Genomic DNA, 26,224 nt, shown 5'->3' with positions numbered 1-26,224 from the left:
CCAAGAGGCCCGTCAAGCGGTCCGGCGTCGTTACTCTGGCCGTATGACCCTGACACCGGAACTCCCCGCCGCCACCGCCGGCGACTGGTGGGTCACCACCGACCAGTCGCTGGCCGCCGCCGGGCAGCACAGCGCGGCCGCGCGTACCGCCCCCGACCTGCTGGCCACGCTCGCCGAGATCGGCCGGGTGCGGGCCGCGGCGGACTCCGCGCTCGGCGGCGCCGTCCGTGCCCTGCTGGCCTCCGGGTACGAGTGGGACCGCATCGCCGCCGCACTCGGCCTCCCGGACGCGGACGCCGCCCGCCGGGCCACCGCCGACGCCGTCAGCCGCGCGGACCGCGCACTGGACCGGCGCCTCGGCCACCACGACTGAGCCGCACCCCTTTTGGCAGCGCCCAGCCCGCTGGCTGAGTATTCGATCAGCGGGCTCATTGACACGCCCGGCTCCGGCCCCCCGTCGCAACTAACTGAACGCACAGTCAGTAATGGGAGCGGGTCGTGGCGGTTCCGCCGCCGCGCGGTGTCAAGGGTTTGCGCACGCCCCCGGCTGTAGGCTGGCCGCGTGGCAAGAGTCCGGTTGAACGTGGCCGAGCGGCGCGAGGAGCTGCTGCGCGCCGCCATCGAGCAGATCGAAGCACGGGGGGTCGCGGCGGTCCGCGTCTCCGACGTGGCCTCGGCACTGGGCGTCTCCAACGCCCTGGTCCTGTACCACTTCGCCACCAAGGAGAAGCTCGTCGCGGCGGCCTTCGCGCACGCCGCCGAGGCCGACCTCGCCCACCTGCGCCGCCTTCTCGGCCGCCGCACGACCGCCGTGCGCCGCCTGCGCGCGGCCGTCCGCTGGTACGCACCGGCCGGCCAGGCCAAGGGCTGGCGCCTGTGGATCGAGGGCTGGGCGGCGGCCCTCCGCGATCCCGTCCTCCGCGAGACGGCCGGCGGCCTGGACCAGGAGTGGAAGACCGCCCTCGCCGACGTGATGGCCGAAGGCGCGGCGGCCGGCGAATTCGACTGCCCCGACCCCAAGGCCGCGGCCTGGCGCCTCACCGCCCTCCTGGACGGCCTCGCCGTCCAGATGACCTCCTACCAGGGTCCGCTGTCGCGCACGACCATGCTCCAGTGGGCGGAGGAGGCGCTGGCCCGCGAACTGGGCCTCTCCCGCGAAGCCCTCACGGGCGCGTCTGCGTAGTCGCGTACGCGACGAACTCCGACCACGCGGCCGCGGGAACGGCGAGCCGCGGCCCCGCCGCGTCCTTGGAGTCCCGGACGTGGACGGTGTCGGGGGTCGCCGCGACCTCGACGCAGTCGTCGCCGTCGGAGCCGCTGTGGCTGGACTTCCGCCAGGAGAGGGCCACTTCGACGCAGCTGTCGCCGTCACCTGTGCTGTAACTGCTCTTGAACCAGGCGAGCTCGGCGTGACTCATAGCGCTCCTCGCATCCGCTCCAGCAGGCCGACGGAGTCCTCGGGAGTAAGGGCCTGTGAGCGCATCTTGGCATACCGCATCTGGAGCACGCTGATCTCCTTGGCGTCGGTGATCAGCTGCCCGGTGCGCTGGCCCTCGATGTAGCCGTACCAACAGGTGTCCGGGGTCTCCAGCAGCTGCATAGGCCCCTCAAGGGCGGCGTGTTCCTCGCGCGCGAGCGGCATGACCTGCACCTCGACGTTGCGCAGGGCTGCGCAGTCGATGACGTGGTCGATCAGCTCGCGCGTCACCGCCACGCCTCCCACGCGGCGCAGGAAGAGCGCCTCTTCGAGGATGAAGCTGAACGCCGTGTTCGGTCGCTCGCGCAGCAGCAGTTGTCGCTCCTGCCGGGCAGCGAGCCTGGCCCCGATCTCGTCGTCCGTGAGGGGCGGTACGCGACAGTGGAACACTGCGCGCGTATACCCCTCGGTCTGCAACAAGCCGGGTACCACCCGGCACTCGTACGTGCAGAGGCTCACCGCCTGTTCCTCCAGCTTTGCCCACTGGCGGAACCAGGCTGCCAGGCCCGGTTGGCGGGACAGGTGGCGGGCGGCGGCTCTCAGGGCGCCGAAGGCGTCGAGGACTTCCTCGGCGCGGTTCACGAAGTCGCGCGGTGGGAAACGGCGGCCCTGTTCGATCGAGGCGACCGTGTGCGGCGCGTACTGGACCAGCGGGGCCAGCTGCTCCTGTGTCAGCCCGGCCCGTTCGCGGAAGGCCTTGGCGACCGCGCCGAAACCCTTCAGGCTGTCCGACGACTCCGGTTCGCCGCCGCAACCCGTCATGCCCGTCATACCCGTATCGATCACCACGTCCGGTCACCTCCGGTGCACCCGCCCCGACTCCCCGCCCGACGCGCACATGGTTACGCGCTGTGATGCGTACTGTCCATACTCCGGACTCGTACGGTGGGCGGGAGTACGAGTCGCATGCCTGGTCAACGGGCGGTTTCCAGGTCGATCGTTGGCCCATGCTCATCCCGCCGGCTCATCGCCTGCCCCGGTCACCCGTCACCGTACGTATGTTCACGCGTCGTTTCAGCTCCACGCCCCGAGGGGCGCGCCTGGCGCGGCTGCTCGCCGAGCGGCGCCTCGTAGAGTGGGGCGTCCCGCACGGGAGTGACGCCTCCTTCGCCGCGCGGCTGGTCGTCGGCGAACTCGCCGCCAACGCCGCCACCCATGGGCGCGTCCCCGGACGGGACTTCGAACTCTCCCTCACGCTCCTCGCGCCGGCCGCGGCGCCCGCGACCCTCCGCATCGAGGTGAGTGACACCCGGGCCGAACGCGTCCCGCCGACCGCCGATGCGCTCTCCACCCCCTTCCCGTACGCCGACTCCGGACGCGGACTGCACCTCGTGTCCGCGCTCGCCACTCACTGGACCGCCCGCCCCCGCAGCCCCCTCGGCAAGACCCTCCTCGCCGAGCTGGAACTGCCGGCCGGGCAGTCCGGCGTCGGGCATTGCGGGGGTGCCGCGGCGGCAGGACTCTGAGCCACATGGACACCGAAACTCTCGAAGCGCTGAAGATCGCGGTGCGAGGGCCGGTCATCGGGCCGGAGGATTCCGGATACGACGCGGCCCGGAAGGTCTACAACGGGATGCTCGACAAGCGGCCGGCGGCCGTGGTCCCGTGCCGGGACGTGGTCGACGTCAGGGACGTCATCGCGTTCGCGCGGGATAAGGGGGTCGACCTCGCCGTACGGGGCGGGGGACACAGCGCGCCGGGGCTGGGGATCGTGGACGGCGGGGTCACCGCCGACCTGGCGTCGATGCGGTGGGTGCGGGTCGATCCCGAGGCCCGGACCGCGCAGGTCGGGGGCGGGAGCACGCTCGGCGACCTGGACCATGCGACGCAGGGCTTCGGGCTCGCCGTGCCCACCGGTATCAACTCGACGACCGGGCTGGGCGGGCTGACGCTGGGTGGGGGGCACGGGTACCTCACCCGCAAGTACGGCCTGACGGTGGACAGTCTGGTGGCGGCGGACGTGGTGCTGGCGGACGGGTCTTTCGTCACGGCGAGCGAGAGCGAGCACGAGGACCTGTTCTGGGCACTGCGCGGCGGGAGCGGGAACTTCGGGGTCGTCACGTCGTTCACGTACCGGCTGCACCCGGTGGGCACGGTCGGTGTCGGAACCACCGTGTGGCCGGTGGACCGTACGCCCGAAGTGCTCGCCTGGTACCGGGAGTTCATGCCGCAGGCCGACGAGGACGTGTACGGGTTCTTCGCGGTGCTGGCCGTGCCGCCCGGGCCGCCGTTCCCCGAGGAGCTGCACGGGCGGAAGATGTGCGGTGTGGTGTGGTGCCACACCGGTGACCCCGGGCGGACCGAGGCGGTGATCGGGGACGCGCTCGCGGGGGCGCGCGAGGCGGGGGAGCCGGCCTTCCACTTCACGACGCCGATGCCGTACGTGGAGCTGCAGAGCATGTTCGACGAGCTGCTGCCGCCGGGGCTGCAGTGGTACTGGCGGGGTGACTTCTTCGACCGGGTCCCGGACGAGGCGCTGGAGATCCACCGCAGGTACGGGGAGGAACTGCCGAGCGGACTGTCGACCATGCACCTGTACCCGGTGGACAGGGCCGCGCACCGGGTCGCGAACGACGCGACCGCGTGGAGCTACCGGGACGCGGTGTGGTCAGGGGTGTACGCCGCGATCGACCCGGACCCGGCGAACGCCGCGGCCCTGAAGGAATGGTGCGTGGGGTACATGGAAGCGCTGCACCCCTACTCCATGGGCGGCTCGTACGTGAACTTCCTTGGGGAGGGAGAAGGGGAGGAGCGGGTCCGGGCCACCTACCGCGAGAACTACGACCGGCTGGCGCGGGTCAAGCAGAAGTACGACCCGGACAACGTCTTCCACACGAACCAGAACGTCAGGCCTGCTTCGGCGGCGTCGAAGGCGTGAAGTCGTAGGTCACGTCCGTCAGTTGTTCCGACGCGGTCCAGAGCGCCGCCGCCGTGGTGTCGTTCCTCGTCCAGGGGGCGCGGAACGACGGGGCCGGTGCGCCGCGGAGGCCGCCCTGGGGGCCGAGGAACGCGTCGGGGCGCATGCCCGGTGCGGTCGCCGCGCACAGCGTGGGCAGCGCGCCGGACTCGGCGGGCTGGGCGAAGACGCGGTTGCCGAGGGTGGCGAGGCGTTCGGCGCGGTCGCGGCCCTCCATGCGGACGCCGGCCGTCTGGAGGTTGGTGGCGGCGTAGCCGGGGTGCGCCGCCACGGACAGGACGTCAGCGCCGGCCCGGCCGAGGCGGGTGGCCAGCTCGTGCGTGAAGAGCAGGTTGGCCGACTTGGAGCGGGCGTAGGCGATCCAGCGGCGGTACCGGTTCTGCTCGTAGTTGAGGTCGGTCAGGTCGATGTCGGCGAGGGCGTGGAGGCCGCTGGAGACCGTGACGACGCGGGCGCCCGGCGTGCCGAGCAGCGCCGGGAGGAGCAGGCCGGTCAGCGCGAAGTGGCCGAGGTGGTTGGTGCCGAACTGCATCTCGAAGCCGTCGGCCGTGCGGCGGTGGGGGAGGGCCATCACGCCGGCGTTGTTGATCAGCAGGTCGAGGCGGTCCGGGGCCAGGTCGGCGGCGAAGGCGCGGACGGAGGCCAGGTCGGCGAGGTCCAGCGTACGCAGCTCGAAGTCGGCGGCGGGGACCTCGGCGTGCAGCTGCGCTGCGGCAGCGGCGCCGCGGTCCTTGTCGCGGCAGGCGAGGATCACCCGCGCACCGCGGCGGGCGAGCTCACGGGCCGTGACGTAGCCGAGGCCGCTGTTGGCGCCGGTGACGACGGCCAGCCGGCCGGTCTGGTCGGGAATGTGGGACGTGCTCCAGCGGCGGGCCATGTCTGGACTCCTCGGTGCGTGTTGCTCGACGGTGCTCCTCGGCCGGGGCCAGGGTACGACGTACGTCCCGTGGGCCGGACGAAGGGTCTCCCGGCACGCCCTCCCCGTACGCGACCGCCCCGCCGCGCGCCGGGCAGGGCAGGGAAGGCGCGGGCGGGGCAGCCGGGTGGGCGGGGCGGCCGGGCGAGGGGGGGGCCGGGCCGCCGGGGGAGCCGATCAGGCGGCGGCTGCGGCCTCCGGGGTCAGGCGGGTTTCGTAGACCGGGACCGACACCGTGGTGTCGTCCAGGCAGGTGCCCGTCTCCAGGTCGAAGCGCTGCTTCAGAAGGGGGAGGCCACGTACGGGCGGCCGTCGGCGGAGCCGGTGAGGCCGCGGGAGAGGACGTAGGCGCCGGTGAACGGGTCGCGGTTGCCGATCGCGTACGTACGGCCGGCGCGGTCCAGGAAGACGGCGGCCTGTCCGCCGTCGGGCAGGAGCACGGCCACACCACGGCCGGGGACGAGCCCGGAGGGGGCGCAGACGGCCAGCCAGCCGCGGTCCGTGCGCAGTTCGACGGTGCCGGTCGTCAGCGGGCGGTCGAGGGTCTCGGTCATCGGGAAACGGTCCCTTCGAGGGTGCGGACGGGGAGGGTGGGGCCGGCCAGCAGGTCCAGGTCGGGCTTCATCTGGTCCCGCTCGGGGACGAAGCGGACGGACGGGTCGGGCGCGTCCGGCGCGTTGACGAAGGAGACGAAGCGGGCCAGGCGCTCCGGGTCGTCGAGGGTCTCCGCCCATTCGTCGCGGTAGTGGGCCACGTGGTCGGCCATCAGGGACTCCAGCTCGGCGCAGAGGCCGAGGGAGTCGTGGACGACGACGTCGCGGACGTGGTCCAGGCCGCCTTCGATGCGCTCCAGCCAGGCCGAGGTGCGCTCCAGGCGGTCCGCGGTGCGGATGTAGAACATCAGGAAGCGGTCGATCAGGCGGATCAGTTCGGCGTCGGAGAGGTCCTGCGCGAGCAGGTCGGCGTGGCGCGGGTCGGCGCCGCCGTTGCCGCCGACGTAGAGGTTCCAGCCGTTGGAGGTGGCGATGACGCCGAAGTCCTTGCCGCGGGCCTCGGCGCACTCGCGGGCGCAGCCGGAGACCGCGGACTTGAGCTTGTGCGGGGAGCGCAGGCCCCGGTAGCGCAGCTCCAGGTCGATGGCCATCCGGACGGAGTCCTGGACGCCGTAGCGGCACCAGGTCTGCCCGACGCAGGACTTCACCGTGCGCAGCGCCTTGCCGTACGCGTGGCCGGACTCGAAGCCGGCGTCGACCAGGCGGGCCCAGATGCGGGGGAGCTGATCGACGCGGGCGCCGAACAGGTCGATCCGCTGGCCGCCGGTGATCTTCGTGTAGAGGCCGAAGTCGCGGGCCACCTCGCCGATGACGATCAGCTTCTCGGGCGTGATCTCGCCGCCGGGGATGCGCGGCACGATCGAGTACGAGCCGTTGCGCTGGAGGTTGGCGAGGAAGTGGTCGTTGGTGTCCTGGAGGGCCGCCTGCTCGCCGTCCAGGACGTAACCGCTGGCTCCGAGGGTCGGCGCGAGCGAGGCGATGATCGAGCCGACGGTCGGCTTGCAGACCTCGCAGCCGTCGCCGTCCCGGGCCTCCGGGCGGCCGTGCGAGGCGAGGAGCTGCTCGTACGAGGTGAGGCGCAGGGTGCGGATGACCTCGTACAGCTCGGCGCGGGTGTGCGGGAAGCAGCCGCACAGGCCCTTGTCGACGGTGACGCCGCTCGCCTCCAGCTCGTCGTTGACCAGGGTGGTCAGCGCCTTCACGCAGGAGCCGCAGCCGGTGCCGGCCTTGGTGCACTTCTTGACCTCGGGGACCGTGCCGCAGGAGTGCTCGGTGACGGCCGCGCGGATGGCGCCCTTGGTGACGTTGTGGCAGTTGCAGATGACTGCCTCGTCCGGGAGGGCGGACGGGCCGAGGGCGACGGGGGCACCGGTTCCGGCGGGGAGGACCAGCTGCTCGGGGGAGATCGGCGGCACGGAACCGGTGAGCGGGCGGAGCGTGCCGTACGCCTCGGCGTCGCCGACCAGCACGCCGCCCAGCAGCGCGCCGTCCGCGCCGATGACGAGCTTCTTGTAGACGCCGGAGCGGGAGTCGGCGTAGACCACGTCCAGGCAGCCCTCGGTGGTGCCGTGCGCGTCACCGAAGGACGCCACGTCCACGCCGAGCAGCTTGAGCTTGGTGGAGGTGTCGGCGCCGGTGAAACCCGCGGGTTCCCGGCTCGGGTCGGCGATGGCGGCCGCTGCCGTCTCGGCCATCTCGTAACCGGGGGCGACCAGGCCGTAGACCCGGCCGTCGGCGGCCAGGGCGCATTCGCCGATCGCGAAGACGGCGGGGTCGTTCGCCGTGCGGCAGGAGGCGTCCACGACGATGCCGCCGCGCTCGCCGACCTCCAGGCCGCAGTCGCGGGCCAGCTGGTCGCGGGGGCGGACACCGGCCGAGAAGATCACCATGTCGGTGTCGATGCGGGAGCCGTCGGACAGCTCCATGCCGGTCACCGCGCCGTCCTCGCCCGCGGTGATCTCCTTGCCGCCGACGCCGGTGTGCACGGTGACGCCCATGTCCTCGATGGTGCGGCGCAGCGCCTCGCCGCCGCCCTCGTCGACCTGTACGGGCATCAGCCGCGGCGCGAACTCCACGACGTGCGTGTCCAGGCCCAGGCCCTTGAGCGCGCCCGCCGCCTCCAGACCGAGGAGGCCGCCGCCGACCACCGCGCCGGAGGAGACGTTCTTGGCGTACTCCTCGATGGCGAGCAGGTCCTCGATCGTCCGGTAGACGAAGCAGCCCTCGCTGTCCTTGCCGGGGACCGGCGGGACGAAGGGGTAGGAACCGGTGGCCAGGACGAGCTGGTCGTACCGGACGGTGAAGCCGGAGCGGGCGGTCACCGTGCGGGTGGCGCGGTCGATGGTCTCGGCCGGGTCACCGAGGCGCAGCTCGATGCCGTGCTTCTCGATGAAGTCCGCCTCGACGAGGGAGAGGTCCTCGGGGCTGCGGCCGGAGAAGTACGAGGTCAGCTGGACCCGGTCGTACGCGGGGCGGGGCTCCTCGCACAGGACGACGACGCGTGCGGAGCCGGTGACACCGCGGTCCGCGAGGGCCTCCAGGAAGCGCTGGCCGACCATCCCATGGCCGATGAGCACGATCGTGGGAGTGGCAGTCATGGTCAGTGGCCTCCATCATTGGTGAGCAGGTGGAGCACGGGAGCGGCGGGCAGTGGTTCGTCGCCCTCCCAGGTACGGGCGAGCGCGCCGACGGTGCCGAGATCGCCGAGGAGAATGCCGCCGACCAGCCGGTCCCCGCGGATCACGACGCGGCGGTACGCGCTGCGGGTGGCGTCACTGAGCCGGATGACGTCGTCGCCGGGGGCCGGGACGGTCTCGCCGAAGGCGGCGAGGTCCAGGACGGCGGCGGGGCCGGAGCCGGACGCGGCGCCCGCACCGCCCAGGGTCAGCCGGGTGAGCGCCCGCGTACCGCGGTAGGCGCGCGCCGCGTCGTCGAGCAGCCGCGCCGCCAGCAGGTCGGCCTGCTCCAGCGCGGGCCCGGCCAGCCCGTACGTCACGCCGTCGTGCTCGGCGCAGTCGCCGATCGCGAAGACGTGGGGGTCGTCGGTGCGCAGCGCGTCGTCGACGACGATGCCGCGCCGCACGGTGAGCCCGGCGGCCGCGGCCAGGCCGGTACGGGGGCGTACCCCGCAGGCGAGGACGACCAGGTCGGCGTCGAGCGCGTACCCGTCGGCCAGTTCGACCGCGCTGACCGCGCCGTCCGCGGTGCGCAGGCCGCGGACGCGGCACTCGGTGTGCACCTCGACGCCGAGGTCGGTCAGGTGGGCGGTGAGCAGCCCGGCAGCCGCCGCGTCCAGCTGGCGCTCCATCACGTGCTCGCCCTGGTGGGCGAGGACGACCTGGGCGCCGCGTTCGGCGAGTGCCCGGGCGGCCGATACGCCGAGCAGCCCGCCGCCGATGACGACCGCGCGGCGGCCCCCGGCGGCGGCCAGCGCCCGGCAGTCGTCCAGCGTGCGGAAGGGGTGGACGCCGCGCGGGAGATCGCCGGCGCCGGGCGCGAAGAGGCCGCGCAGCGGGGGCAGTACGGGGTTGGAGCCGGTGGCCAGGACGAGGACGTCGTACGGGACGGCGCGGCCGTCGTCGCAGTGCACCCGGCGCACGTCACGGTCGACGCGGACCGCCCGTACGCCGCTCAGCCACCGCGCCCCGGGGACCGCGGGCAGCGCGATCACGTCGGGGGCGTAGCGGCCCGCCAGCACCTCGGCGAGCAGGACGCGGTTGTACGGTGCGTGCGGCTCCTCGCCGATCACGGTCACCGCGTACCGGGCGTCCCCCCGGCTGCCGCCGGTGCCGAGCTGACGCGCGAGCCGGGCGGCGGCCATCCCGCCGCCGATCACCACCACGCGCTGTTTCGAGGTCATGCCGAGAAGCCTGCGGGGCGGCTGTTACCCGTCCGCATCCCGGTCGTTTCCTTCGGGGAACGCTGCTCTCCTCACACGGCGGGGTGCCGTGTGAGGAGCCTGGCGGCGCGCTGCCCGCCGCCCCGAAGATGGGCAGTCGCCGCAGGTCAGGGCTGTGACTCCGGGAAGCGGGACGTAGCGGAAGGCGTCCTTCCTATCCATTACGCTGCCTGCATGAACCGCCTCGGCCCCCTGGAACTGGCCATCATGCAGTGCCTCTGGGACGCGGCGCCTTCATCGATCCCAGCCGTCCGGGCCACGCTGCGGGGCCAGGGGCGCGCGCCGGCCTACTCCACGGTGCAGACCGTGATGAACCGGTTGGTCACCAAGGGTTTCCTGGTCAGGGAGGGCGCCGGCAGGGCCCTGCGCTACCGGCCCGCGCGGACGCACCCGGAGTACGCCGGGGGAGTGCTGCGGGAGGCGTGGGAGGCCACCGGCTGTTCGGCACCGGCACTGGCCCGGCTCCTCGCCGGACTGACCGAGGAGCAGCGCGGCGCCCTCGACGCCGAGGCCGAACGCGGCCCTGACGGGCTCCTCGCCGCGCCGGACGCCGCCGTGCCGCGCACCGCCCGTGCACGGCTCCCTTCCGACGTCGCGGGCCCCGCCGCACCGGCGGAGCGGTACCCCGAGGACTCCGACGGCGGCAACGGCCTGCTCGCCGACATCCTTCAGCAGCAGCTCCGCGACATCGGCATGACCCGCAAACAGCTGGGGGAGGAGCTGGGGCTGCATCCGGCGACCCTCCGGCGGCGCCTGGCGCGTCCGGCGGACCTCGACGCCGGCCGGCTGGCGGCGTTGATCCGGCCGCTGCGGTTCGGTGCGGAGACCCGGGCCACCGTCCACCGGCTGGCGGGGCACCAGCCGCCGCCGGACCCGGCCGGGGAGCCGGCACCGGAACTGGCGGTGTACCAGCGGCAGATCGACGCCGACCCGTACAACCCGCAGGTCTACTACACCCTCGGCTGGGAGGTCGTCCTCACCAACCAGGCATTCCGCGACTTCTTCCGGGCCGGTGCGCACGTCCCGCGGCACGCGACGGCCATGCCGACGCAGAGCACGCTCGGCTACATCACGGAACACCCGTACGCGTACCAGGTCCTCGGGAGCGGCAGCCGGCAGGACTTCCACGACTACTGGCTGATGGTCGCGCTGGCCCAGTTCGCCGCGACCTGGAAGCAGCACTCCGCCCGGCCCGACGTACGCCGCATGAGGGCGCGGCTGATGGCCCGCAGGAAGATCTGGCGCGCACTGCAGAGCGTGCCCGACTTCATCCGGGAACACGGGGACATCGCGGTGGGCACCGCTCCCCGTCCCATATTCGACCAGCGCACGAACCGTGCGACCTCCGTGCAACTCGTCACCGAGGAGCACCCCGGTGGCAGTCTCCAGCACTGCACCTTCATGCTGGCCGACTGAGAGCCTGCGTTTTCACCCCGGCCGGGGCTGACGAACGACGCCGCATCATTGATGAATGACAGTGCCGGTGTCATTTTTCCCCACGGGCAAACGGAACCGGCCATGATGTCCGCCGCGGCACCACGATCGCACCTCGCGACCGCACCGTGGAGCCGGTGGACTGGACCGCGCAGGGGACGGCCCAGCCCGCCCGCTCAGGGGCACCGTCAGGCCGCTGCCTTCGCCAGGCGGCGGGCCGCCAGTTCCGCGTAGACCGCGGCGCCGTCCGCGAGGACGGAGTCGTCGAAGACCGCGAGCGGGGAGTGGTTGTTGGGGGAGGTCTCGGGGTCGGCGCCGGGCGGCGGGGAGCCCAGCGTCAGCATCGCGCCCGGCACCTCGGCGATCACCCGGGAGAAGTCCTCCGAGCCGTGCAGCGGCTGCGGCAGCGGCGCGTAGAACTCCTCGCCGAGCGCCTCCCGTACGGTGTGCGCCACGAAGTCCGCCTCGGCGTGGTCGTTGACGGTCACCGGGTACTGCTCGACGAACTCCGCGTCCACCTCGACCCCGTACGCCTGCGCGATGCCCCGGCAGACCTCGACCGAGCCCTCCCTGACCTTGCGCTGGGCGGGGGGCGAGAAGCTGCGGACGGTCGCGTGGAAGGTCGCGGTGTCCGGGATGACATTCTGCTGGGTGCCGGCGTGGAAGGTGCCCACCGTCAGCACGACCGGGTCGAAGACGTTGAAGGTGCGGGTGATCCACGTCTGGAGCGCGGTGACCATGGCGCAGGCGGCCTGTACCGGGTCCTTGGCGCGGTGCGGCATCGAGCCGTGGCCGCCCTCGCCGTTGACGGTCACCTTCAGCACGTTGGACGCGGCGAGCGCCGGGCCGCCGCGGGTCCCGAAGACGCCGCTCCGCAGGCCCGCGGACATCACGTGGATGGCGTACGCGGCGTCCGGGCGGGTGCCGGAGGCGTCCAGTACGCCTTCGGCCAGCATCTGTCCTGCGCCGTCGAAGCCCTCCTCACCCGGCTGGAACATGAAGACCACGTCGCCCGCGAGGCGGTCGCGGTGCGCGGAGAGCAGCTTCGCGGCGCCAGCCAGCATCGAGGTGTGCAGGTCGTGGCCGCAGGCGTGCATCCGGCCGGTGTCGGCGGCGAAGTCCAGGCCGGTCTTCTCGGTGACGGGCAGCGCGTCCATGTCGCCGCGCAGCAGGACCGTGGGGCCCGGCTGCGCGCCGCGCAGCACCGCCGTGACGGAGCTCAGGCCGCTCCCGGTGCTGATCTCCAGCGGCAGGCCGTCCAGCGCGGTCAGCACGGTCTCCTGGGTGCGCGGCAGGTCCAGGCCGACCTCGGGGATGCGGTGCAGCGTACGGCGCAGCTGTACGAGGTCGCCGGAGAGGGCGCGGGCGTCGTCCCGCAGATTCATCTGTGCTCCTTCGGAGAGGGAGTGGCAGCAACGAGAGGACCGCAACGGGAGGGCTTCCACAAGAGGGCCTCCGCGGTGGGAGATCAGCGTTCGGCGGACTTCAGCGGGCGGATCAGGAAGGTCCCGGCGAGGGAGACGGCGGCGGCCCCCGCTGCCCACCAGGGCACCAGCGTCAGATGCCCGGCCTCGGCCAGGGCCTGGGCGAGCAGCGGGAACGTGCCGCCGAACAGCCCGATCGCAAGCGTGTACGGCACGCCCATCGCGACCACCCGCACCGCGACCGGGAACAGCTGCGCGAACAGCACGTTGGTGAGGCCGATGGGCGCCGCGATCAGGGCCAGGTACACCACCGTGACCAGCCACATCGGCACGGCCCCGTGCGCCAGCGCCAGCATCAGCGGCACGGTGGCCAGGGCCAGCAGGGACAGCCCGATCCGCAGGGTGCGCAGCGCGCCCAGCCGGTCGGCGAGCCGGCCCACCACGACCATGGACGCGACCAGCAGCACCAGCGGGCCCAGCATCGAGGCGGCCGACTCGGTGCCGGAGGCGACGCCGAGCTGCTGCGCGTACTGGGGGAGGTAGGTGGTGCCGTAGTAGTACCCGACGGTCGCGCCGACCGAGATCAGGAAGACGGCCGCCATGTTGCGCAGGTTCGACCGGTACAGCGCGCGCCGCTCGGCGCCCTTCGGGCCGTCCGCGCCCGCCTCGGCGAACTCGGCGCTCTCCGCCACACCGCGCCGGATCCACAGCGCCACCAGGCCGAGCGCCGCCGCGACCAGGAAGCCGATCCGCCAGCCGCCCCCGCGCACCCCGTCCTCGCCGAGCGTGACCAGCAGCAGCGTCAGCACGCCGAAGGAGAGGATGTTGCCGATCACCACGCCCGAGTACGAGATCGAGCTGTAGAGGAAGCGCAGGTGCCGGGGTGCGGTCTCGGTGACGTACGCGGCGGCGCTGGGGTTCTCGCCGCCCATCGAGAGGCCCTGGACCAGCCGCAGCACGATCAGCAGCACCGGCGCGGCGGTACCGATCAGCGCGGCGGTCGGCAGCACCGCGATCAGCACGCTGGCGCCGGAGATGATCGTCATGCTGAGGGTGAGGGCGAACCGGCGGCCGCGTGAGTCGGCGAACCGCCCCACCACGTAACTGCCGAAGGGCCGTACGACGAAACCGACGGCGAAGCCCAGGTAGGCCGCCAGCAGCTTGGTCACCGGGTCGTCGCCGGGGAACATCGCCGCGGCGAAGTACGGGGCCAGTACGGCGTAGACGGCCCAGTCGAAGGACTCCACGACACCGCCGACGGTGGCGGCCGCCAGTGCCTTGCGCCCGTTGCCGTCCGCCGTGCGTGGAGTGTCCGCGGCTCTCGCCGCGACCGCTGATGTCATCGCCAACCTCGTCTCGTAGGCCCGGACGGTGGATGTCCGGTGTCCGGCGGTGCCGAATGGCTCGAATGGATCGCCATGCTGACCAGCCGCCGAACGGAGAGAAACGGATTACCCTCAGGACGCAGGAAAACCTCGTGGAGGCGGTCGCCATGCAGGAAAACGCGCCTACGAACCTCAGTGAGCTCGACGCCCAGCTGATTCACGCCCTGCAGATCGCACCCCGCGCCTCATGGCAGACCATCGCCCCGGTGCTCGGCATCGACCCGGTCACCGCGGCCCGCCGCTGGAGCCGCCTGGAGCGCGCCGGGCTCGCCTGGGTCACCGCCTATCCGGGCGCCCGGCGGCTGGACCGGATGTGCGTGGCGTTCGTCGAGATCGACTGCGTGGCGGGCAGCGTCGAGGCGGTGACCCAGACACTCGTACGGCTCCCGCAGGTGGCCACCGTCGAGCACATGGCCGGCGGCCGGGACCTGGTCGTCACCGTCTTCGTGCCCGGTCTCGCCGCCCTCTCCGACCTGCTCCTGCGGCGCATCGCCGAACTGCCGGGCGTCACCGCCACCCGCGCCGCCATCGGCACCCGGGTCTACGGCGAGGGCAGCCGCTGGCGGCTGCGTGCCCTGGACGCCCGCCAGCGGGAGGCGCTGCGCACCGCCGAGGCGCCGGGGGCCGCAGCCGTGCCGCTGGACGCGCAGGACCGGGCGCTGATCACCGAGGTGTCGCGGGACGGGCGGGGCAGCGCCGTGGACATCGGGCGCGCGGTCGGGCTGAGCGCGCCCACGGTACGGCGCCGCCTCGGCCGGCTGCTCGCCGACCGGGACATCGCGCTCCGCTGCGAGGTGGCGCGCGAACTGACCGAGTGGCCGATCTCGGCGACCCTGTGGGCGAGCGTCCCCGCCACCCACCTCGCCGAGACCGCGCGGGTCCTGCTGGGCCTGCCCGAGGTACGGCTGTGCGCCGCCGTCACCGGCCGGCAGAACCTGCTCTTCACGCTCTGGCTGCAGTCGGTCCAGGACGTGCAGCGGCTGGAGATCCAGCTCGGCGAGCGGTTGCCGCACCTCCAGCTGCACGACCGGGCGATCGTGCTGAAGCAGTACAAGCTGATGGGGCGCGCGCTGGACGACCGGGGGCGCGCCATGGACGTCGTACCGGTCGACCCGTGGGCGGGCTGAGAACCAGGCGCAGGGGCGGCCGTCCGTACGGGCAGCCGCCCCACCGGTCCGGCCCGGCGGCTACCGGTCCGCCGCGGTCGCCAGCAGCTCCCTGTCCGCCGGGCTCAGGGCGAGGTCAGCGGCGGCGAGGTTCTCCTCCAGGTGCGCGAGCGAGCCGGTACCGGGCGTGGGCAGCAGGACGGGGGAGCGGTGCAGCAGCCAGGCCAGCGCGACCTGTCCGTGGCTCGCGCCGTGCCGCTCCGTGACGATGTCCAGGGCGCGTGCGGCGCCGCCGGTCAGCCCGCCGTTGCCGAGCGGGAACCACGGCAGGAACGCGATCCCCTGCCGTTCGCACAGCTCCAGCAGCTCCTCCGAGCCGCGGTCCAGGAGGTTGTAGCGGTTCTGCACCGAGGCGACCGGGGCGAGCGCCAGCGCGGCGGTGAGCTCCGCCGGGCCGATCGTGTCCAGCCCGAGGTAGCGGATCTTGCCCGCGTCCCGCAGCTCCAGCAGCGTGCCGATCTGGTCGGCGAGCGGCACCTTCGGGTCCAGCCGGTGCAGCTGGTACAGGTCGATGGTGTCCCGGCGCAGCCGCCGCAGGCTCGCGTCGCACATCGCGCGCAGCGACTCGGGACGCCCGTCGATGTGCCAGGCGTCCGGGCCCGTACGGACCACGCCGCCCTTGGTCGCGATCACCAGGCCCTCGGGGTACGGGTGCAGCGCCTCGGCGACCAGCTCCTCGGCGACCGCGGGCCCGTAGTTGTCGGCGGTGTCGATGAGGTTCACCCCGCGCTCGACCGCGCGCCGCAGCACCGCCACCGCGTCCCGCGGATCGGAGTGCCGTGGACCCCAGTAACCCGGTCCCGTCAGCTGTGCCGTGCCGTAACCGAGGCGCCGGACCGGCAGCCCGCCCCCCAGGGAGAAGATCTCTGAGTCCATAACTCCCCACCCTAGAACGGCCGGTGCTCCATAAGATCACCTGGTGCCTGACATATCCCTGACGACCCTGCTCCTGCTCTGCCTGGCCGCGCTGGCGGCCGGCTGGATCGACGCCGTGGTGGGCGGCGGCGGGCTGATCCTGCTGCCCGCGCTGCTCGTCGGCCTGCCGCACGTACCGGCCGCGTTCGTGCTCGGCACCAACAAGTCGGCGGCGGTGGTCGGCACGACGGGCGCGGCGATCACGTACGTGCGCAAGACGCCGCTGGACGTGCCGGCCGCGGTGCGCATCGGGCTGGCGGCGGCGGGCGGTTCGCTGGGCGGCGCGTTCCTCGCGGCGGGGCTGGACAGCGCGGTGCTGCGCCCGCTGATCATGGTGGTGCTGGTGGGGGTGCTGGCGTTCGTGCTGCTCCGGCCGTCCTTCGGGACCGCACCCGCGCCCTCGGGCCCGGTCACCCGGCAGCGGGTGCTCGCCGCCGTGCTGATCGCGGGACTCGGCATCGGCTTCTACGACGGGCTGGTCGGGCCCGGCACCGGCGCGTTCCTGGTCATCGCGCTGGCGGCGATCCTGCACATGGACCTGGTGACCGCGTCGGCCACCGCGAAGGTGGTCAACGTGTGCACCAACATCGGTGCCCTGGCGATGTTCGCCTACCAGGGCACCGTGCTGTGGGGGCTGGGCGCGCTGCTCGCGGCGTTCAACCTCGCGGGCAGCACGGCCGGCGCCCGGATGGCGCTCAAGAAGGGCGCCGGATTCGTCCGCGGCGTGCTGGTCGTGGTGGTCGCGGGGCTGCTGTGCTCGATGGCGTACGACCAGTGGCTGGCTTGAGCGGCAGGGGCTGCGGGCCGGTGGGCCTGGGGGCTCAGAGCTTGTTGAGGGCCTGGCGGAGGGTGGCCTTGAAGGCCGGTACCGGCGCGTGCGCGAAGGTACCCATCTCGCCCCACTGCACGACCGTGACCGTGCGGCCCGAGCGGCCCACGCCGAAGAGATGGATGCCCGGCTCGGACTCGGGCATCGAGGTGTGGATGCCGTAGACCCGGCCGCCGTCCGCCGCGCCGACCGTGCCGTAGTCCTTCCAGGACGCGGTGGAGCCGGGCTTGTCGTGCAGCCAGTCACCGGCGCAGCGCGCGACCTTCTGACGCAGCGCCGCCGCCAGCCGGCGCGCGCTGTCGTCGCTGGAGGTCACCACGCTGACCTGCCCGGCGCCGGTGTCGTACTCGGTCCAGTAGCTGCGGTGGTACGTGCCGTCGCCGCCGGGCACCACACCGCCGTCGAGACAGAACGGCTCCGGGTCCGGCAGTCCGGGCGTGACCTTCGAGGCGTACCAGGGCGAGGAGGCGTGCGGCGGGAGCTCGCCGGGCGCGAGGAAGCGCGGCGGCGTGGCGGCCGCCGCCGGGGTCGTGCCGGCGACGGTGGCGGCCAGCGCGGCAGCGGCGGCGGCGAGCGCGGTACGGCGGCGTACGGAACGGCGGCGCACATAACGGATGTGCATGGACGAGACCTTTCCCCCGTGGCGGTACGTAACGGAATCGCGGTACGTAACGGAACTCTCGTCGGTCAGACCGCCGGAACGGCGCGAAGGTTGTGCCGCCCGCCGTACCCGGGCGGCCCCAGCCGGCCTACATGCCGTCGACGTGCGTCACCGAGGTCAGCAGCAGCGCGGAGTTCTCGACGGCCGTCACCCCGTGCTTCTCGCGCGGGATCGTCGCGACCTGGCCCGCGATCATGTCCTGTTTGCCGTCGTCCGTGGTGATCTGCACGTGCCCGTGCAGGATCTGCATGCTGCCCGCCGGCGGCGAGACGTGCTCGTCCAGCGAGGCGCCGCCGATCAGCGCGATCACGGTCTGGCGCAGCGGCCCGTCGTGCAGGAAGAGCCGGGCGCTGCGGCCGTGCGGGTCGGCCTTGGCGTCGTCGAGCTGCTGGCGGGCGAGGGCGGTGAGGTCGTCCATGAGGGGCCCTTCGGTCGCGGAGGTGCCGGCGGTCCGGTGACGTGGTCCTGTTCCCCATCCTCGCGGGTGCGCCGGGCGCCGCAAGTCATCGGCGCGCCGTGGTACCCGTGGATGCGGAAGGATCAGGTACCCGCCCGACCGCAATCCAAAAGGACCGTTCCCGTGACCGACCAGCCCGAGCAGACCGCACCGCCCGCGTTCCTGACCGTGATGACGACGACCGACACGGCGGAGAAGGCCGAGACGCTGGCCCGGGGCGCGATCGAAGCGCGCCTCGCGGCATGTGCCCAGGTCAGTGCGCCGGTGACGTCCGTGTACCGCTGGCAGGACGCCATCGAGACGAGTCAGGAGTGGCAGGTGCTCCTCAAGACGACCGGGCACCGGTACCAGGAGCTGGAGGAGTACCTCCGCGGCGCGCACGACTACGACACCCCGGAGATCATCGCGACGCCGGTCGTCCACGGCGGCGCCGACTACCTGGCCTGGATCCAGGAGGAGACCCGCTAGCGGCTGGGCGCGGGCGTTCACCGCAGGGCCTGGGCCACGCCGTCCTCCTTCGGGCCGAGGAAGTGCGGGTCGGGGCGGAAGGCCGCGTCGGCCGCCGCCTTGCCGGCCGCGAGGATCTCCCGCACGCTCCCGTAGTACCAGGTGGCGTCGTGCGGATCGGCGGCGCCGACCCCGTACGCGTCGATCCCCGCGGCCCCGCAGAGCGCCAGCGCCCGCCGGACGTGGAACCCCTGGCTGACCAGCACCGCCCGGTCCACCCCGAAGACCCGGCGGGCGCGGCTGCAGGAGTCCCAGGTGTCGAAGCCCGCGTAGTCGCTGACGATCTTCCGCGCGGGGACGCCGCGCGCGGTCAGGTACCGGCGCATGGCGTCCGGCTCGTCGTAGTCACGGGTGCTGTTGTCGCCGGTCACCAGGATCGCCCGGACCCGGCCCGCGTCGTACAGCCCGGCCGCGGTGTCCAGCCGGTGCGCGAGGTACGGGGACGGTTCGCCGTCCCACAGGCCGGCCCCGAAGACCACCGCGACCGGCGCCGGCGGCACGTCGGCCGCGGTCCGCACCCGGTCGCCGGACGCCAGCCGCATCCAGGTCGCGGGCAGCAGCGCGAGCACGCAGACGGCCATCACGGCCTGCACCGCCCGCCGCCGCCCCCGGGCCGTGCGCGGCAGCCGCAGCCACCCCGCCACCCGCCGCACCAGGCCGTTCGCCCGCACCTTCATGACGCCCCCGTTCCGTCGCTCTTCGGTCAGCTGTCCGACCTACCGGACAGCGACGCGCCGCGGCCTGGCATGGTTGCAAGCGGGAAGAACGCACCAAGAGGAGAACCGACCCATGAACGACCGGCCCGCCGAGCACGAGCGGCTGCCCTTCTTCGTCTACGGGACGCTGCGACCGGGCGAGGCCAATCACGCCTGGGCCCTGCGCGGCCGTACCGCCGCCGAGCAGCCGGCGATGGTCCACGGGGCGCTGCTGTACGACGGGCCCGGCTACCCGTACGCCGTCCAGGGCCCCGCGGAAGCCGCGGTGCACGGCCATGTCGTCACGCCGCACGAGGCGGCGTACGACGAGGTCCTGGCGGTCCTGGACCGGCTGGAGGGCTACACGCCCGGCGCGCCGGACAACGACTACGACCGGGTCGCCTGCGAGGCCGTCCTCCCGGACGGCACCGCGGTCAGCGCCTGGGTGTACCTCGCCGCCGAACCCCTGGCCGGCCGCCTCCGCGCCGCCGGCACCCCGATCCCCGGTGGCGACTGGCTCGCCACCGGCCGACGTGCCGAGGGCCCGGTGGGCCCCGGCGTCGCCGCCAACGAGGGCCGCGCCTTCGCCGCCGCCGCACAGGAAGGTGCCTGAGCCGCATGAACACCCCCCACCCCCCGGTCCCCAAGGCCGAACTGCACCTGCACATCGAGGGCACGCTGGAGCCCGAGCTGGCGTTCGCGCTCGCCGCCCGCAACGGCGTCGAGCTGCCGTACGCCTCCGAGGACGAGCTGCGCCGCGCCTACTCCTTCAGCGACCTGCAGTCCTTCCTGGACCTGTACTACGCGCTGATGGCCGTGCTGCGCACCGAGGAGGACTTCGCCGACCTGGCGCACGCCTACCTCGCGCGGGCGCGGCAGCAGGGCGTACGGCACGTGGAGATCTTCTTCGACCCGCAGGCCCACACCGCCCGCGGCGTGCCCATCGGCACCGTCATCGAGGGCCTGAGCCGCGCCCTGGACGCCGCCCCGGAGACCTACGGCATCACCACCCGCCTCATCATGTGCTTCCTGCGGGACGAGAGCGCGGAGTCGGCCCTGGAAACCTTCGAGGCGGCCCGCCCGTACCTGGACCGGATCACCGCCGTCGGGCTGGACTCCGCCGAGGTCGGCAACCCGCCGTCGAAGTTCCGCGAGGTGTACGCGCTCGCCCGGGAGGCCGGGCTGAAGTGCGTGGCGCACGCCGGCGAGGAGGGGCCGCCCGCGTACGTGTGGGAGGCGCTGGACGTGCTCGGCGTGGACCGGGTCGACCACGGCGTGCGGTCCCTGGAGGACCCGGAGCTGGTGGCGCGGCTGGCCGCCGAGCAGGTGCCGCTCACGGTCTGCCCGCTGTCCAACGTCCGGCTGCGGGTCATCGACGACCTGGCCGACCACCCGCTGCCCGCCATGCTGGACGCGGGCCTGCTGGTGACCGTCAACTCCGACGACCCGGCCTACTTCGGCGGCTACGCGCACGACAACTTCACCGCGGTACGCGACGCGCTGAGCCTGGATGAGGCCACGCTGCACACTCTGGCGCGGAACTCCTTCACGGCGTCCTTCCTGGACGACGAGACCCGCGCCGCGTACCTGAAGGAGGTCGACGCGCACCAAGGGGCGTGACGTCAGGTCCGCTTGACCTCAAGTCCGCTTGAGCTCCTAGCTTCGCCCGCATACCGAACGGAGAGGGCGGAGCCATGGAGTACTCGCACAGCGACACCGAACTGATCCAGCAGCCCATCGGCTACTGGAGCTGGGCCGCGTACAAGGCGGTCGTCACCCGCACCCGCGGGGCCCTCGCGGAACTGGGCACCACCCAGCCGCAGTGGTGGATCCTCCACCAGGTCGCCGCCGCGCCGGACGGCCGGTCCCGTGCGGAGGTGACCGAGGTGCTCCGGGGTTACCTGGACGTCGGCGACGCGCTGGCGGAGGAGATCGACACCACGGTCGCCCGCGGCTGGATCACCCAGGACGCGGGCGGCCGCCTCCGTATGACGCCGGAGGGTGCGGCCTTCTACGCGAAGGCCGCGGCGCTCCAGAAGGAGCTGTGGGCCGAGCGCCACGAGGGCATCACGGACGCGGAGTACCTGACCACCCTCAAGGTGCTGCAGCGGTTCATCCACAACACCGGAGGGCGGGCCTGGCACCACTGAGGGCCGCGGTGCGGGAGCCGCGGCCCTACGGGGCCAGCCGTGTCAGGCGGACCGCGCAGACCTTGAACTCCGGCATGCGGGAGGTGGGGTCGAGGGCCGGGTTGGTGAGGGAGTTGGCGCGGCCCTCGCCCGGCCAGTGGAAGGGCATGAAGACCGTGTCCGTACGGATGGCGTCGTCGAGGCGGGCCGGTGCCACCGCCCGGCCGCGCCGCGACTCCACCGCGACCCGGTCGCCCTCCGCGATCCCGTACCGCTCCGCCAGCCGCGGGTGGAGCTGCACGAAGGGGCCGGGGGCCGCCGCGTTCAGCTCCGCGACCCGCCGGGTCTGCGCGCCCGACTGGTACTGCGCCAGCACCCGCCCGGTCGTCAGCAGCACCGGGTACTCCGCGTCGGCCTCCTCCGCCGAGGCGCGGTGCGAGACCGGCACGAAGCGGGCCCGGCCGTCCGGGGTGGCGAACCGGTCGAGGAAGAGGCGCGGGGTCCCCGGGTGCGCCTCGTCGGGGCACGGCCAGAACACGCCGTCCTCGGCCGCGATGCGCCGGTAGCTGATGCCGGCGTAGTCCGCGGCGCCGCCCGCCGAGGCCCGGCGCAGCTCCTCGAAGACCTCCTCGGCGTCGGCGGGGAAGCCCTTCTCGTGACCCAGGCGGGCCGCCAGGCCGTTCAGCACCGCCAGGTCCGTACGGACGCCGGGCGGCGGGTCGACGGCCCGGCGGCGCAGCAGCACGCGGCCCTCCAGGTTCGTCGTGGTGCCGGTCTCCTCCGCCCACTGCGTCACCGGCAGGACGACGTCGGCCAGCGCCGCCGTCTCGGAGAGGACGACGTCCGCGACGGCCAGGAAGTCCAGCGCACGGATACGGTCCTCGACGTGCGCGGCGCGCGGCGCGGAGACGACCGGGTTGGACCCCATCAGGAGCAGCGCCCGTACGTCCGTGCCGAGCGCGTCCAGCAGCTCGTACGCGCTGCGCCCCGGCCCCGGCAGGCTGTCCGCCGGGACGCCCCAGACGGCCGCGACGTGCTCCCTGGCGGCCGGGTCGTCGAGCTTGCGGTAGCCGGGCAGCTGGTCGGCCTTCTGGCCGTGCTCACGGCCGCCCTGGCCGTTGCCCTGGCCCGTGAGGCAGCCGTACCCGGAGAGCTCGCGGCCGGCCCGCCCGGTGGCCAGGCACAGGTTGATCCACGCGCCCACCGTGTCGGTGCCCTTCGCCTGCTGTTCGGGGCCGCGCGCGGTGAGCACCATCGAGGACGCGGCGTCGCAGAACATCGCGACGGCCGCGCGCAGTTGCGGCACCGGCACCCCGGTGATCCGCTCCACCAGCTCCGGCCAGTGCGCCATCGCGGCGGCCCGCGCCTCGGCCCATCCGGTGGTGCGCTCCGCGATGAACGCCTCGTCCGTACGGCCCTGCGCGACGACGAGGTGGAGCAGCCCGAGGGCCAGCGCGAGGTCGGTGCCGGGACGCGGCGCGAGGTGCAGATCGGCGGCCTCGGCGGTCCTCGTCCGGCGCGGGTCGACGACGATCAGCCGGCCGCCGTTCTCGCGCAGTTCGGTGAGGTAGCGCAGCGCGGGCGGCATCGTCTCGGCGAGGTTGGAGCCGACCAGGATCACGCACCCCGTGCGCGCCACGTCCGCCAGCGGGAACGGCATCCCGCGGTCCAGGCCGAAGGCGCGCCCGTGCGCGGCGGCGGCCGAGGACATGCAGAACCGCCCGTTGTAGTCGATCTGCGAGGTGCCGAGCGCGACCCGCGCGAACTTGCCCAGCGCGTACGCCTTCTCGTTGGTCAGCCCGCCGCCCCCGAAGACGCCGACCGCGTCGTTCCCGTACGCCTCCCGGGCCCGGCCCAGCCCCGCCGCCACCCGGTCCAGCGCCTCGTCCCAGGTGGCCGGGCGCAGCTCCCCGCCGTCCCGGACCAGCGGCTCGGTCAGCCGTACCCGGCGGTCCAGCACCTCCGCCGCGGTGCGGCCCTTCCCGCACAGCGCCCCGCGGTTCACGGGGAAGGCCGGGCGCTCGACCACCCGGACCCCGCCCTCCCCGGGGCGCAGCGACATGCCGCACTGCAGGGAGCAGTACGGGCAGTGCGTGTCGACCGTGCCGGTCGTGACGTCGGCTTTCATGGGGTTACCGTGCACTGCGCGCGTTTCCGGGGCCGCGCCATGGTGTTACGCGTCCGGCACGGTGCCCTCCCCGGAACGCGGCCTGCCGCGTGAGGACGGAGAAACGACTCGTCACCCCTGCGCAACGCCCCGGCAACTCTCCGCTGCCAGGGTTCCTCCATGACGGCGTCGCAAGCGCACCTTCCCGCTTCGGTTCCCTTCGACAGTACGGCGCAGCTCATGACAGAGATCACCGCACAGCTCAGCACGCAGCTCAGCCGGGTCAGACTCCACAGCCGCCGCACGGTCACGGGCGCCGGCGGCCCGGAGCGGACGCCGACGCTCGTCGCGGTCGCACACGGCAGCCGTGACCCCCGCGCCCTGGAGACCGTCACCGCCCTGCTCGACCGGGTACGGGCCCACCGCCCCGGACTGCCGGTACGCCTGGGCCACATCGAACTGAACGCGCCCCTGCTGCCCGACGTGCTCGCCGGGCTCGACGGGGACGCCGTCCTCGTGCCGCTGCTGCTGGGCCGCGGCTACCACGTCAAGTGCGACATACCGGCGATGGCCGCCGCCGCTCCCGGTGTCAGGACCCGCATCGCCGCGGCGCTCGGACCGCACTCGCTGCTCGCCGAGGCGCTCCACGCACGCCTCACGGAGGCCGGGACGCGGCCCGAGGCGCCCGGCACGGGCATAGTCCTGGCGGCGGCCGGCTCCCGGGACCCGGACTCCGCCGCCGACACCGGGCGCACCGCCCGCCTGCTCTCCGCGCGGCTCGGCGGCACGCCCGTCGTCCCCGGTTACGCGGCGGGCGCCGGCGCCACCGTCGAGGAGGCCGCGGCCGAACTGCGCGCCCGTGGCCTGCGGCCCGTCCTGGCCTCGTACTTCACCGCTCCCGGCCGCTTCGCCACCGCTTCGGCCGCCGTGCTGGAGGCCGCCGCTGCCCCCCTCGGCGACCACCCGGCCCTCGCCCGTCTCGTCCTGCACCGCTACGACCAGGCGCTCCGCTCGCGCACCGGTTCCGACCGAGAAGGGGCGGGTGCGGCTACCGTCGCGGTATGACGGGTACGCCCTTTCAGCCCACCGGCCGTCCGGCACACGAGGACGGCGCAGGACCCGCGCCGCGCGCCGAAACCCGCGCCGGCCGGGTACCGCGCCCCGACGCACACGCCTCGTACGACGCACACGCCTCGTACGACGCACACGCCCGGTACGAGGTGCACGCTCCCTACGAGGCAGACCCCGACGCGCCGCCGAATCCCACGGATCCGGCGGCGCCGGGACTGCCCGAGTACACCGGCTACACGCCCGCCGACGCCGAGCGCTGGGTGGCCGAGCCGGACAAGCGGCCGGGCCGTACGGCCTTCCAGCGGGACCGCGCACGGGTGCTGCACTCCGCCGCGCTGCGCAGGCTGGCCGGCAAGACGCAGGTCGTCACGCCCGGTGACGCCGCGTCCGGCGCGGGCCGGCCGCACGCCTGGGACGCCACCCCACGGACCCGGCTCACGCACTCCCTGGAGTGCGCGCAGGTGGGGCGGGAGCTGGGCGCCGCGCTCGGCTGCGACCCGGACCTGGTGGAGACGGCGTGCCTGGCGCACGACCTGGGCCACCCGCCCTTCGGGCACAACGGCGAACAGGCCCTGAACGAAGTGGCCGAGGACTGCGGCGGCTTCGAGGGCAACGCGCAGTCCCTGCGGCTGCTGGCCCGCCTCGAACCGAAACGGTTCGTCACCGCGGACGACGGCCGTGTCGTCAGCGTGGGGCTCAACCTCACGCGCGCCGCCCTGGACGCGGCGACCAAGTACCCCTGGAGGCGCGGCGGCCACCCTGAGGACCCGCGTTCGCGGAAGTTCGGGGTGTACGCCGACGACCTGCCCGTCTTCCGGTGGCTGCGGCAGGGCGCCCCCGAAGGGGCACGCAGCTTCGAGGCACAGGTCATGGACTGGTCGGACGACGTGGCCTACTCGGTGCACGACGTGGAGGACGGGCTGCACGCCGGGCACCTGGACCCGGCCGTGCTGTACGCGGAGCCCGAGCGCACGGAGATCTTCGCGGTGGCCGCCGACCGGTACGCGCCCGGCGCCGGCGACGCGGAGCTGGGCGCAGCGCTGGACCGGCTGCTGGGCCAGGAGTGGTGGCCGCACGCCTACGACGGCTCCGCGCTCGCCCAGGCCCGGCTCAAGGACGCCACCAGCCAGCTCATCGGCCGCTTCTGCCTGGCCGCCGAGACCGCCACCCGCGAGGCGTACGGTGACGGGCACCTCACCCGCTACCGGGCCGAGCTGGTCGTCCCCGAGGAGGCCCGCCTGGAATGCGCCGTACTGAAGGCGGTCGCCGACCGGTACGTGATGCAGCGGCCCGACCAGGAAGCGCTGCGCGCCGAACAGCGGGTGATCATCGTGGAGCTGGCCGGGGCGCTGCTCGCACGGGCACCGGACGGCCTCGACCCGCAGTTCCGGTCGCTCTTCGACGCGGCAGGGGACGACACCGCCCGGTTGCGGGCCGTCATCGACCAGATCGCGGCCCTCACGGACGCCTCGGCGCGCACCCTGCACGCCCGCCTCACCCGTCGCACGGGCCACGCACAACCGAAGCGCCCGCCCGTGCGTGACAACTAAGGGTGACGTAGCAAGGGCCTACCCTCTTCCCCCATCACGCTCTGTGCGGGACGCTCGAACCCTGCCGTGCTGACGGGCTCGAACGGGGGTATGGCTTTTTCGAACGGGGGCGCCAACGGGGGCCGATCGGGG

At 73.6% G+C, this 26,224-nt stretch carries 25 protein-coding genes and 1 pseudogene; 13 read left to right on the top strand and 13 right to left on the bottom strand.

What is annotated here, in order from left to right:
* Positions 1-43 precede the first annotated feature (43 nt).
* On the top strand, positions 44-373 hold the full coding sequence (locus AAC944_RS12830) for a hypothetical protein (protein ID WP_030618441.1): 330 nt from the start codon (positions 44-46) through the stop codon (positions 371-373).
* 189 nt (positions 374-562) lie between these two features.
* On the top strand, positions 563-1,183 hold the full coding sequence (locus tag AAC944_RS12825) for a TetR/AcrR family transcriptional regulator (RefSeq protein WP_196943112.1): 621 nt from the start codon (positions 563-565) through the stop codon (positions 1,181-1,183).
* On the opposite strand, the gene AAC944_RS12820 is transcribed toward AAC944_RS12825, so the two are convergent.
* Positions 1,164-1,418, bottom strand: a complete 255-nt coding sequence (locus AAC944_RS12820; protein WP_030618435.1) for a DUF397 domain-containing protein — start codon at positions 1,416-1,418, stop codon at positions 1,164-1,166. The genes AAC944_RS12825 and AAC944_RS12820 overlap by 20 nt on opposite strands.
* Complete coding sequence (locus AAC944_RS12815; RefSeq protein ID WP_438272823.1) at positions 1,415-2,239, bottom strand: helix-turn-helix domain-containing protein; 825 nt, start codon at positions 2,237-2,239, stop codon at positions 1,415-1,417. The genes AAC944_RS12820 and AAC944_RS12815 overlap by 4 nt, the downstream gene beginning before the upstream one ends.
* Positions 2,240-2,475: 236 nt before the next feature.
* On the opposite strand from AAC944_RS12815, the gene AAC944_RS12810 reads away from it, so the two are divergent.
* Entirely contained in the window at positions 2,476-2,943 is a 468-nt protein-coding gene (locus AAC944_RS12810; protein WP_368397167.1) for an ATP-binding protein, read from the top strand.
* A 5-nt stretch (positions 2,944-2,948) separates the two neighbouring features.
* Positions 2,949-4,355 carry an FAD-binding oxidoreductase gene (locus tag AAC944_RS12805; protein ID WP_030618427.1) on the top strand — a complete coding sequence of 469 codons (1,407 nt, stop codon included), beginning with the start codon at positions 2,949-2,951 and terminating at the stop codon, positions 4,353-4,355.
* On the opposite strand, the gene AAC944_RS12800 is transcribed toward AAC944_RS12805, so the two are convergent.
* The 4 genes and pseudogenes from AAC944_RS12800 to AAC944_RS12785 form a co-directional block, all read right to left on the bottom strand.
* Positions 4,324-5,271: an oxidoreductase gene (locus tag AAC944_RS12800; protein WP_030618424.1), complete on the bottom strand. Its 948-nt coding sequence runs from the start codon at positions 5,269-5,271 to the stop codon at positions 4,324-4,326. The genes AAC944_RS12805 and AAC944_RS12800 overlap by 32 nt on opposite strands.
* 216 nt (positions 5,272-5,487) lie before the next feature.
* A pseudogene (gene nirD, locus AAC944_RS12795) lies at positions 5,488-5,864 on the bottom strand (nitrite reductase small subunit NirD).
* Complete coding sequence (gene nirB / locus AAC944_RS12790) at positions 5,861-8,461, bottom strand: nitrite reductase large subunit NirB (protein WP_030618420.1); 2,601 nt, start codon at positions 8,459-8,461, stop codon at positions 5,861-5,863. Before nirB ends, nirD begins: the two are co-directional and overlap by 4 nt.
* A gap of 2 nt (positions 8,462-8,463) precedes the next feature.
* Complete coding sequence (locus tag AAC944_RS12785; RefSeq protein ID WP_030618417.1) at positions 8,464-9,723, bottom strand: NAD(P)/FAD-dependent oxidoreductase; 1,260 nt, start codon at positions 9,721-9,723, stop codon at positions 8,464-8,466.
* 213 nt (positions 9,724-9,936) lie between these two features.
* Here AAC944_RS12785 and AAC944_RS12780 point away from each other — a divergent pair, with 213 nt between their 5' ends.
* Complete coding sequence (locus AAC944_RS12780) at positions 9,937-11,178, top strand: BlaI/MecI/CopY family transcriptional regulator (RefSeq protein ID WP_051871979.1); 1,242 nt, start codon at positions 9,937-9,939, stop codon at positions 11,176-11,178.
* A gap of 206 nt (positions 11,179-11,384) precedes the next feature.
* Here AAC944_RS12780 and AAC944_RS12775 read toward each other — a convergent pair whose 3' ends face one another.
* On the bottom strand, positions 11,385-12,581 hold the full coding sequence (locus AAC944_RS12775) for a M20 metallopeptidase family protein (protein WP_030618410.1): 1,197 nt from the start codon (positions 12,579-12,581) through the stop codon (positions 11,385-11,387).
* Between the two features lie 83 nt (positions 12,582-12,664).
* A complete protein-coding gene (locus AAC944_RS12770; protein ID WP_051871978.1) occupies positions 12,665-13,963 on the bottom strand; it encodes an MFS transporter in 1,299 nt (432 codons plus the stop codon).
* Between the two features lie 149 nt (positions 13,964-14,112).
* On the opposite strand from AAC944_RS12770, the gene AAC944_RS12765 reads away from it, so the two are divergent.
* A complete protein-coding gene (locus AAC944_RS12765; protein WP_030618405.1) occupies positions 14,113-15,132 on the top strand; it encodes an Lrp/AsnC family transcriptional regulator in 1,020 nt (339 codons plus the stop codon).
* 60 nt (positions 15,133-15,192) lie between these two features.
* Here AAC944_RS12765 and AAC944_RS12760 read toward each other — a convergent pair whose 3' ends face one another.
* Complete coding sequence (locus AAC944_RS12760; RefSeq protein ID WP_030618402.1) at positions 15,193-16,047, bottom strand: aldo/keto reductase; 855 nt, start codon at positions 16,045-16,047, stop codon at positions 15,193-15,195.
* Between the two features lie 40 nt (positions 16,048-16,087).
* Here AAC944_RS12760 and AAC944_RS12755 point away from each other — a divergent pair, with 40 nt between their 5' ends.
* Positions 16,088-16,873 carry a TSUP family transporter gene (locus AAC944_RS12755; RefSeq protein ID WP_196943130.1) on the top strand — a complete coding sequence of 262 codons (786 nt, stop codon included), beginning with the start codon at positions 16,088-16,090 and terminating at the stop codon, positions 16,871-16,873.
* A gap of 34 nt (positions 16,874-16,907) precedes the next feature.
* Here AAC944_RS12755 and AAC944_RS12750 read toward each other — a convergent pair whose 3' ends face one another.
* Positions 16,908-17,537 carry a sensor domain-containing protein gene (locus tag AAC944_RS12750; RefSeq protein ID WP_030618398.1) on the bottom strand — a complete coding sequence of 210 codons (630 nt, stop codon included), beginning with the start codon at positions 17,535-17,537 and terminating at the stop codon, positions 16,908-16,910.
* 127 nt (positions 17,538-17,664) lie between these two features.
* Positions 17,665-17,994, bottom strand: coding sequence for a cupin domain-containing protein (locus AAC944_RS12745; RefSeq protein WP_030618395.1), 330 nt, complete (start codon positions 17,992-17,994; stop codon positions 17,665-17,667).
* 210 nt (positions 17,995-18,204) lie between these two features.
* Here AAC944_RS12745 and cutA point away from each other — a divergent pair, with 210 nt between their 5' ends.
* Positions 18,205-18,501 carry a divalent-cation tolerance protein CutA gene (gene cutA, locus AAC944_RS12740; protein WP_030618393.1) on the top strand — a complete coding sequence of 99 codons (297 nt, stop codon included), beginning with the start codon at positions 18,205-18,207 and terminating at the stop codon, positions 18,499-18,501.
* A gap of 17 nt (positions 18,502-18,518) precedes the next feature.
* Here the strand turns inward: cutA and AAC944_RS12735 are convergent, their stop codons facing one another.
* Complete coding sequence (locus AAC944_RS12735) at positions 18,519-19,217, bottom strand: SanA/YdcF family protein (RefSeq protein WP_051871977.1); 699 nt, start codon at positions 19,215-19,217, stop codon at positions 18,519-18,521.
* A 112-nt stretch (positions 19,218-19,329) separates the two neighbouring features.
* On the opposite strand from AAC944_RS12735, the gene AAC944_RS12730 reads away from it, so the two are divergent.
* The 3 genes from AAC944_RS12730 to AAC944_RS12720 all read left to right on the top strand — a co-directional run bounded on the left by AAC944_RS12730 (position 19,330) and on the right by AAC944_RS12720 (position 21,385).
* Entirely contained in the window at positions 19,330-19,848 is a 519-nt protein-coding gene (locus tag AAC944_RS12730; protein ID WP_051871976.1) for a gamma-glutamylcyclotransferase family protein, read from the top strand.
* A 5-nt stretch (positions 19,849-19,853) separates the two neighbouring features.
* Positions 19,854-20,855 (top strand): adenosine deaminase, encoded by a 1,002-nt coding sequence (locus AAC944_RS12725; RefSeq protein WP_030618382.1) that lies wholly within the window; start codon positions 19,854-19,856, stop codon positions 20,853-20,855.
* A gap of 74 nt (positions 20,856-20,929) precedes the next feature.
* Entirely contained in the window at positions 20,930-21,385 is a 456-nt protein-coding gene (locus AAC944_RS12720) for a winged helix DNA-binding protein (protein ID WP_030618379.1), read from the top strand.
* A 25-nt stretch (positions 21,386-21,410) separates the two neighbouring features.
* On the opposite strand, the gene AAC944_RS12715 is transcribed toward AAC944_RS12720, so the two are convergent.
* Complete coding sequence (locus AAC944_RS12715) at positions 21,411-23,492, bottom strand: molybdopterin oxidoreductase family protein (protein ID WP_030618376.1); 2,082 nt, start codon at positions 23,490-23,492, stop codon at positions 21,411-21,413.
* 219 nt (positions 23,493-23,711) lie between these two features.
* On the opposite strand from AAC944_RS12715, the gene AAC944_RS12710 reads away from it, so the two are divergent.
* Together AAC944_RS12710 and AAC944_RS12705 are read left to right on the top strand one after the other, a co-directional pair.
* A complete protein-coding gene (locus AAC944_RS12710; RefSeq protein ID WP_368397166.1) occupies positions 23,712-24,536 on the top strand; it encodes a sirohydrochlorin chelatase in 825 nt (274 codons plus the stop codon).
* Positions 24,533-26,092, top strand: coding sequence for a deoxyguanosinetriphosphate triphosphohydrolase (locus AAC944_RS12705; protein WP_368397165.1), 1,560 nt, complete (start codon positions 24,533-24,535; stop codon positions 26,090-26,092). Before AAC944_RS12710 ends, AAC944_RS12705 begins: the two co-directional genes overlap by 4 nt.
* Positions 26,093-26,224 lie beyond the last annotated feature (132 nt).

It is taken from the genome of Streptomyces sclerotialus, from assembly GCF_040907265.1.
Lineage (GTDB): Bacteria > Actinomycetota > Actinomycetes > Streptomycetales > Streptomycetaceae > Streptomyces > Streptomyces sclerotialus.
Note: the sequence above shows the minus strand (reverse complement) of the source record. Positions and strands in the feature narration are given on the sequence as shown.

Excerpts from the sequence above, each read along its gene's own strand:
- AAC944_RS12820 (WP_030618435.1), bottom strand. The coding sequence starts at position 1,418 with ATGAGTCACGCCGAGCTCGCCTGGTTCAAGAGCAGTTACAGCACAGGT.
- AAC944_RS12830 (WP_030618441.1), top strand. The coding sequence starts at position 44 with ATGACCCTGACACCGGAACTCCCCGCCGCCACCGCCGGCGACTGGTGG.
- AAC944_RS12815 (WP_438272823.1), bottom strand. The coding sequence starts at position 2,239 with ATGACGGGTTGCGGCGGCGAACCGGAGTCGTCGGACAGCCTGAAGGGT.
- AAC944_RS12800 (WP_030618424.1), bottom strand. The coding sequence starts at position 5,271 with ATGGCCCGCCGCTGGAGCACGTCCCACATTCCCGACCAGACCGGCCGG.
- AAC944_RS12720 (WP_030618379.1), top strand. The coding sequence starts at position 20,930 with ATGGAGTACTCGCACAGCGACACCGAACTGATCCAGCAGCCCATCGGC.
- AAC944_RS12785 (WP_030618417.1), bottom strand. The coding sequence starts at position 9,723 with ATGACCTCGAAACAGCGCGTGGTGGTGATCGGCGGCGGGATGGCCGCC.
- cutA (WP_030618393.1), top strand. The coding sequence starts at position 18,205 with ATGACGACGACCGACACGGCGGAGAAGGCCGAGACGCTGGCCCGGGGC.
- AAC944_RS12750 (WP_030618398.1), bottom strand. The coding sequence starts at position 17,537 with ATGCACATCCGTTATGTGCGCCGCCGTTCCGTACGCCGCCGTACCGCG.
- AAC944_RS12770 (WP_051871978.1), bottom strand. The coding sequence starts at position 13,963 with ATGACATCAGCGGTCGCGGCGAGAGCCGCGGACACTCCACGCACGGCG.
- AAC944_RS12810 (WP_368397167.1), top strand. The coding sequence starts at position 2,476 with ATGTTCACGCGTCGTTTCAGCTCCACGCCCCGAGGGGCGCGCCTGGCG.
- AAC944_RS12775 (WP_030618410.1), bottom strand. The coding sequence starts at position 12,581 with ATGAATCTGCGGGACGACGCCCGCGCCCTCTCCGGCGACCTCGTACAG.
- AAC944_RS12735 (WP_051871977.1), bottom strand. The coding sequence starts at position 19,217 with ATGAAGGTGCGGGCGAACGGCCTGGTGCGGCGGGTGGCGGGGTGGCTG.
- AAC944_RS12725 (WP_030618382.1), top strand. The coding sequence starts at position 19,854 with ATGAACACCCCCCACCCCCCGGTCCCCAAGGCCGAACTGCACCTGCAC.
- AAC944_RS12780 (WP_051871979.1), top strand. The coding sequence starts at position 9,937 with ATGAACCGCCTCGGCCCCCTGGAACTGGCCATCATGCAGTGCCTCTGG.
- AAC944_RS12715 (WP_030618376.1), bottom strand. The coding sequence starts at position 23,492 with ATGAAAGCCGACGTCACGACCGGCACGGTCGACACGCACTGCCCGTAC.
- nirB (WP_030618420.1), bottom strand. The coding sequence starts at position 8,461 with ATGACTGCCACTCCCACGATCGTGCTCATCGGCCATGGGATGGTCGGC.
- AAC944_RS12710 (WP_368397166.1), top strand. The coding sequence starts at position 23,712 with ATGACAGAGATCACCGCACAGCTCAGCACGCAGCTCAGCCGGGTCAGA.
- AAC944_RS12805 (WP_030618427.1), top strand. The coding sequence starts at position 2,949 with ATGGACACCGAAACTCTCGAAGCGCTGAAGATCGCGGTGCGAGGGCCG.
- AAC944_RS12730 (WP_051871976.1), top strand. The coding sequence starts at position 19,330 with ATGAACGACCGGCCCGCCGAGCACGAGCGGCTGCCCTTCTTCGTCTAC.
- AAC944_RS12745 (WP_030618395.1), bottom strand. The coding sequence starts at position 17,994 with ATGGACGACCTCACCGCCCTCGCCCGCCAGCAGCTCGACGACGCCAAG.
- AAC944_RS12765 (WP_030618405.1), top strand. The coding sequence starts at position 14,113 with ATGCAGGAAAACGCGCCTACGAACCTCAGTGAGCTCGACGCCCAGCTG.
- AAC944_RS12705 (WP_368397165.1), top strand. The coding sequence starts at position 24,533 with ATGACGGGTACGCCCTTTCAGCCCACCGGCCGTCCGGCACACGAGGAC.
- AAC944_RS12760 (WP_030618402.1), bottom strand. The coding sequence starts at position 16,047 with ATGGACTCAGAGATCTTCTCCCTGGGGGGCGGGCTGCCGGTCCGGCGC.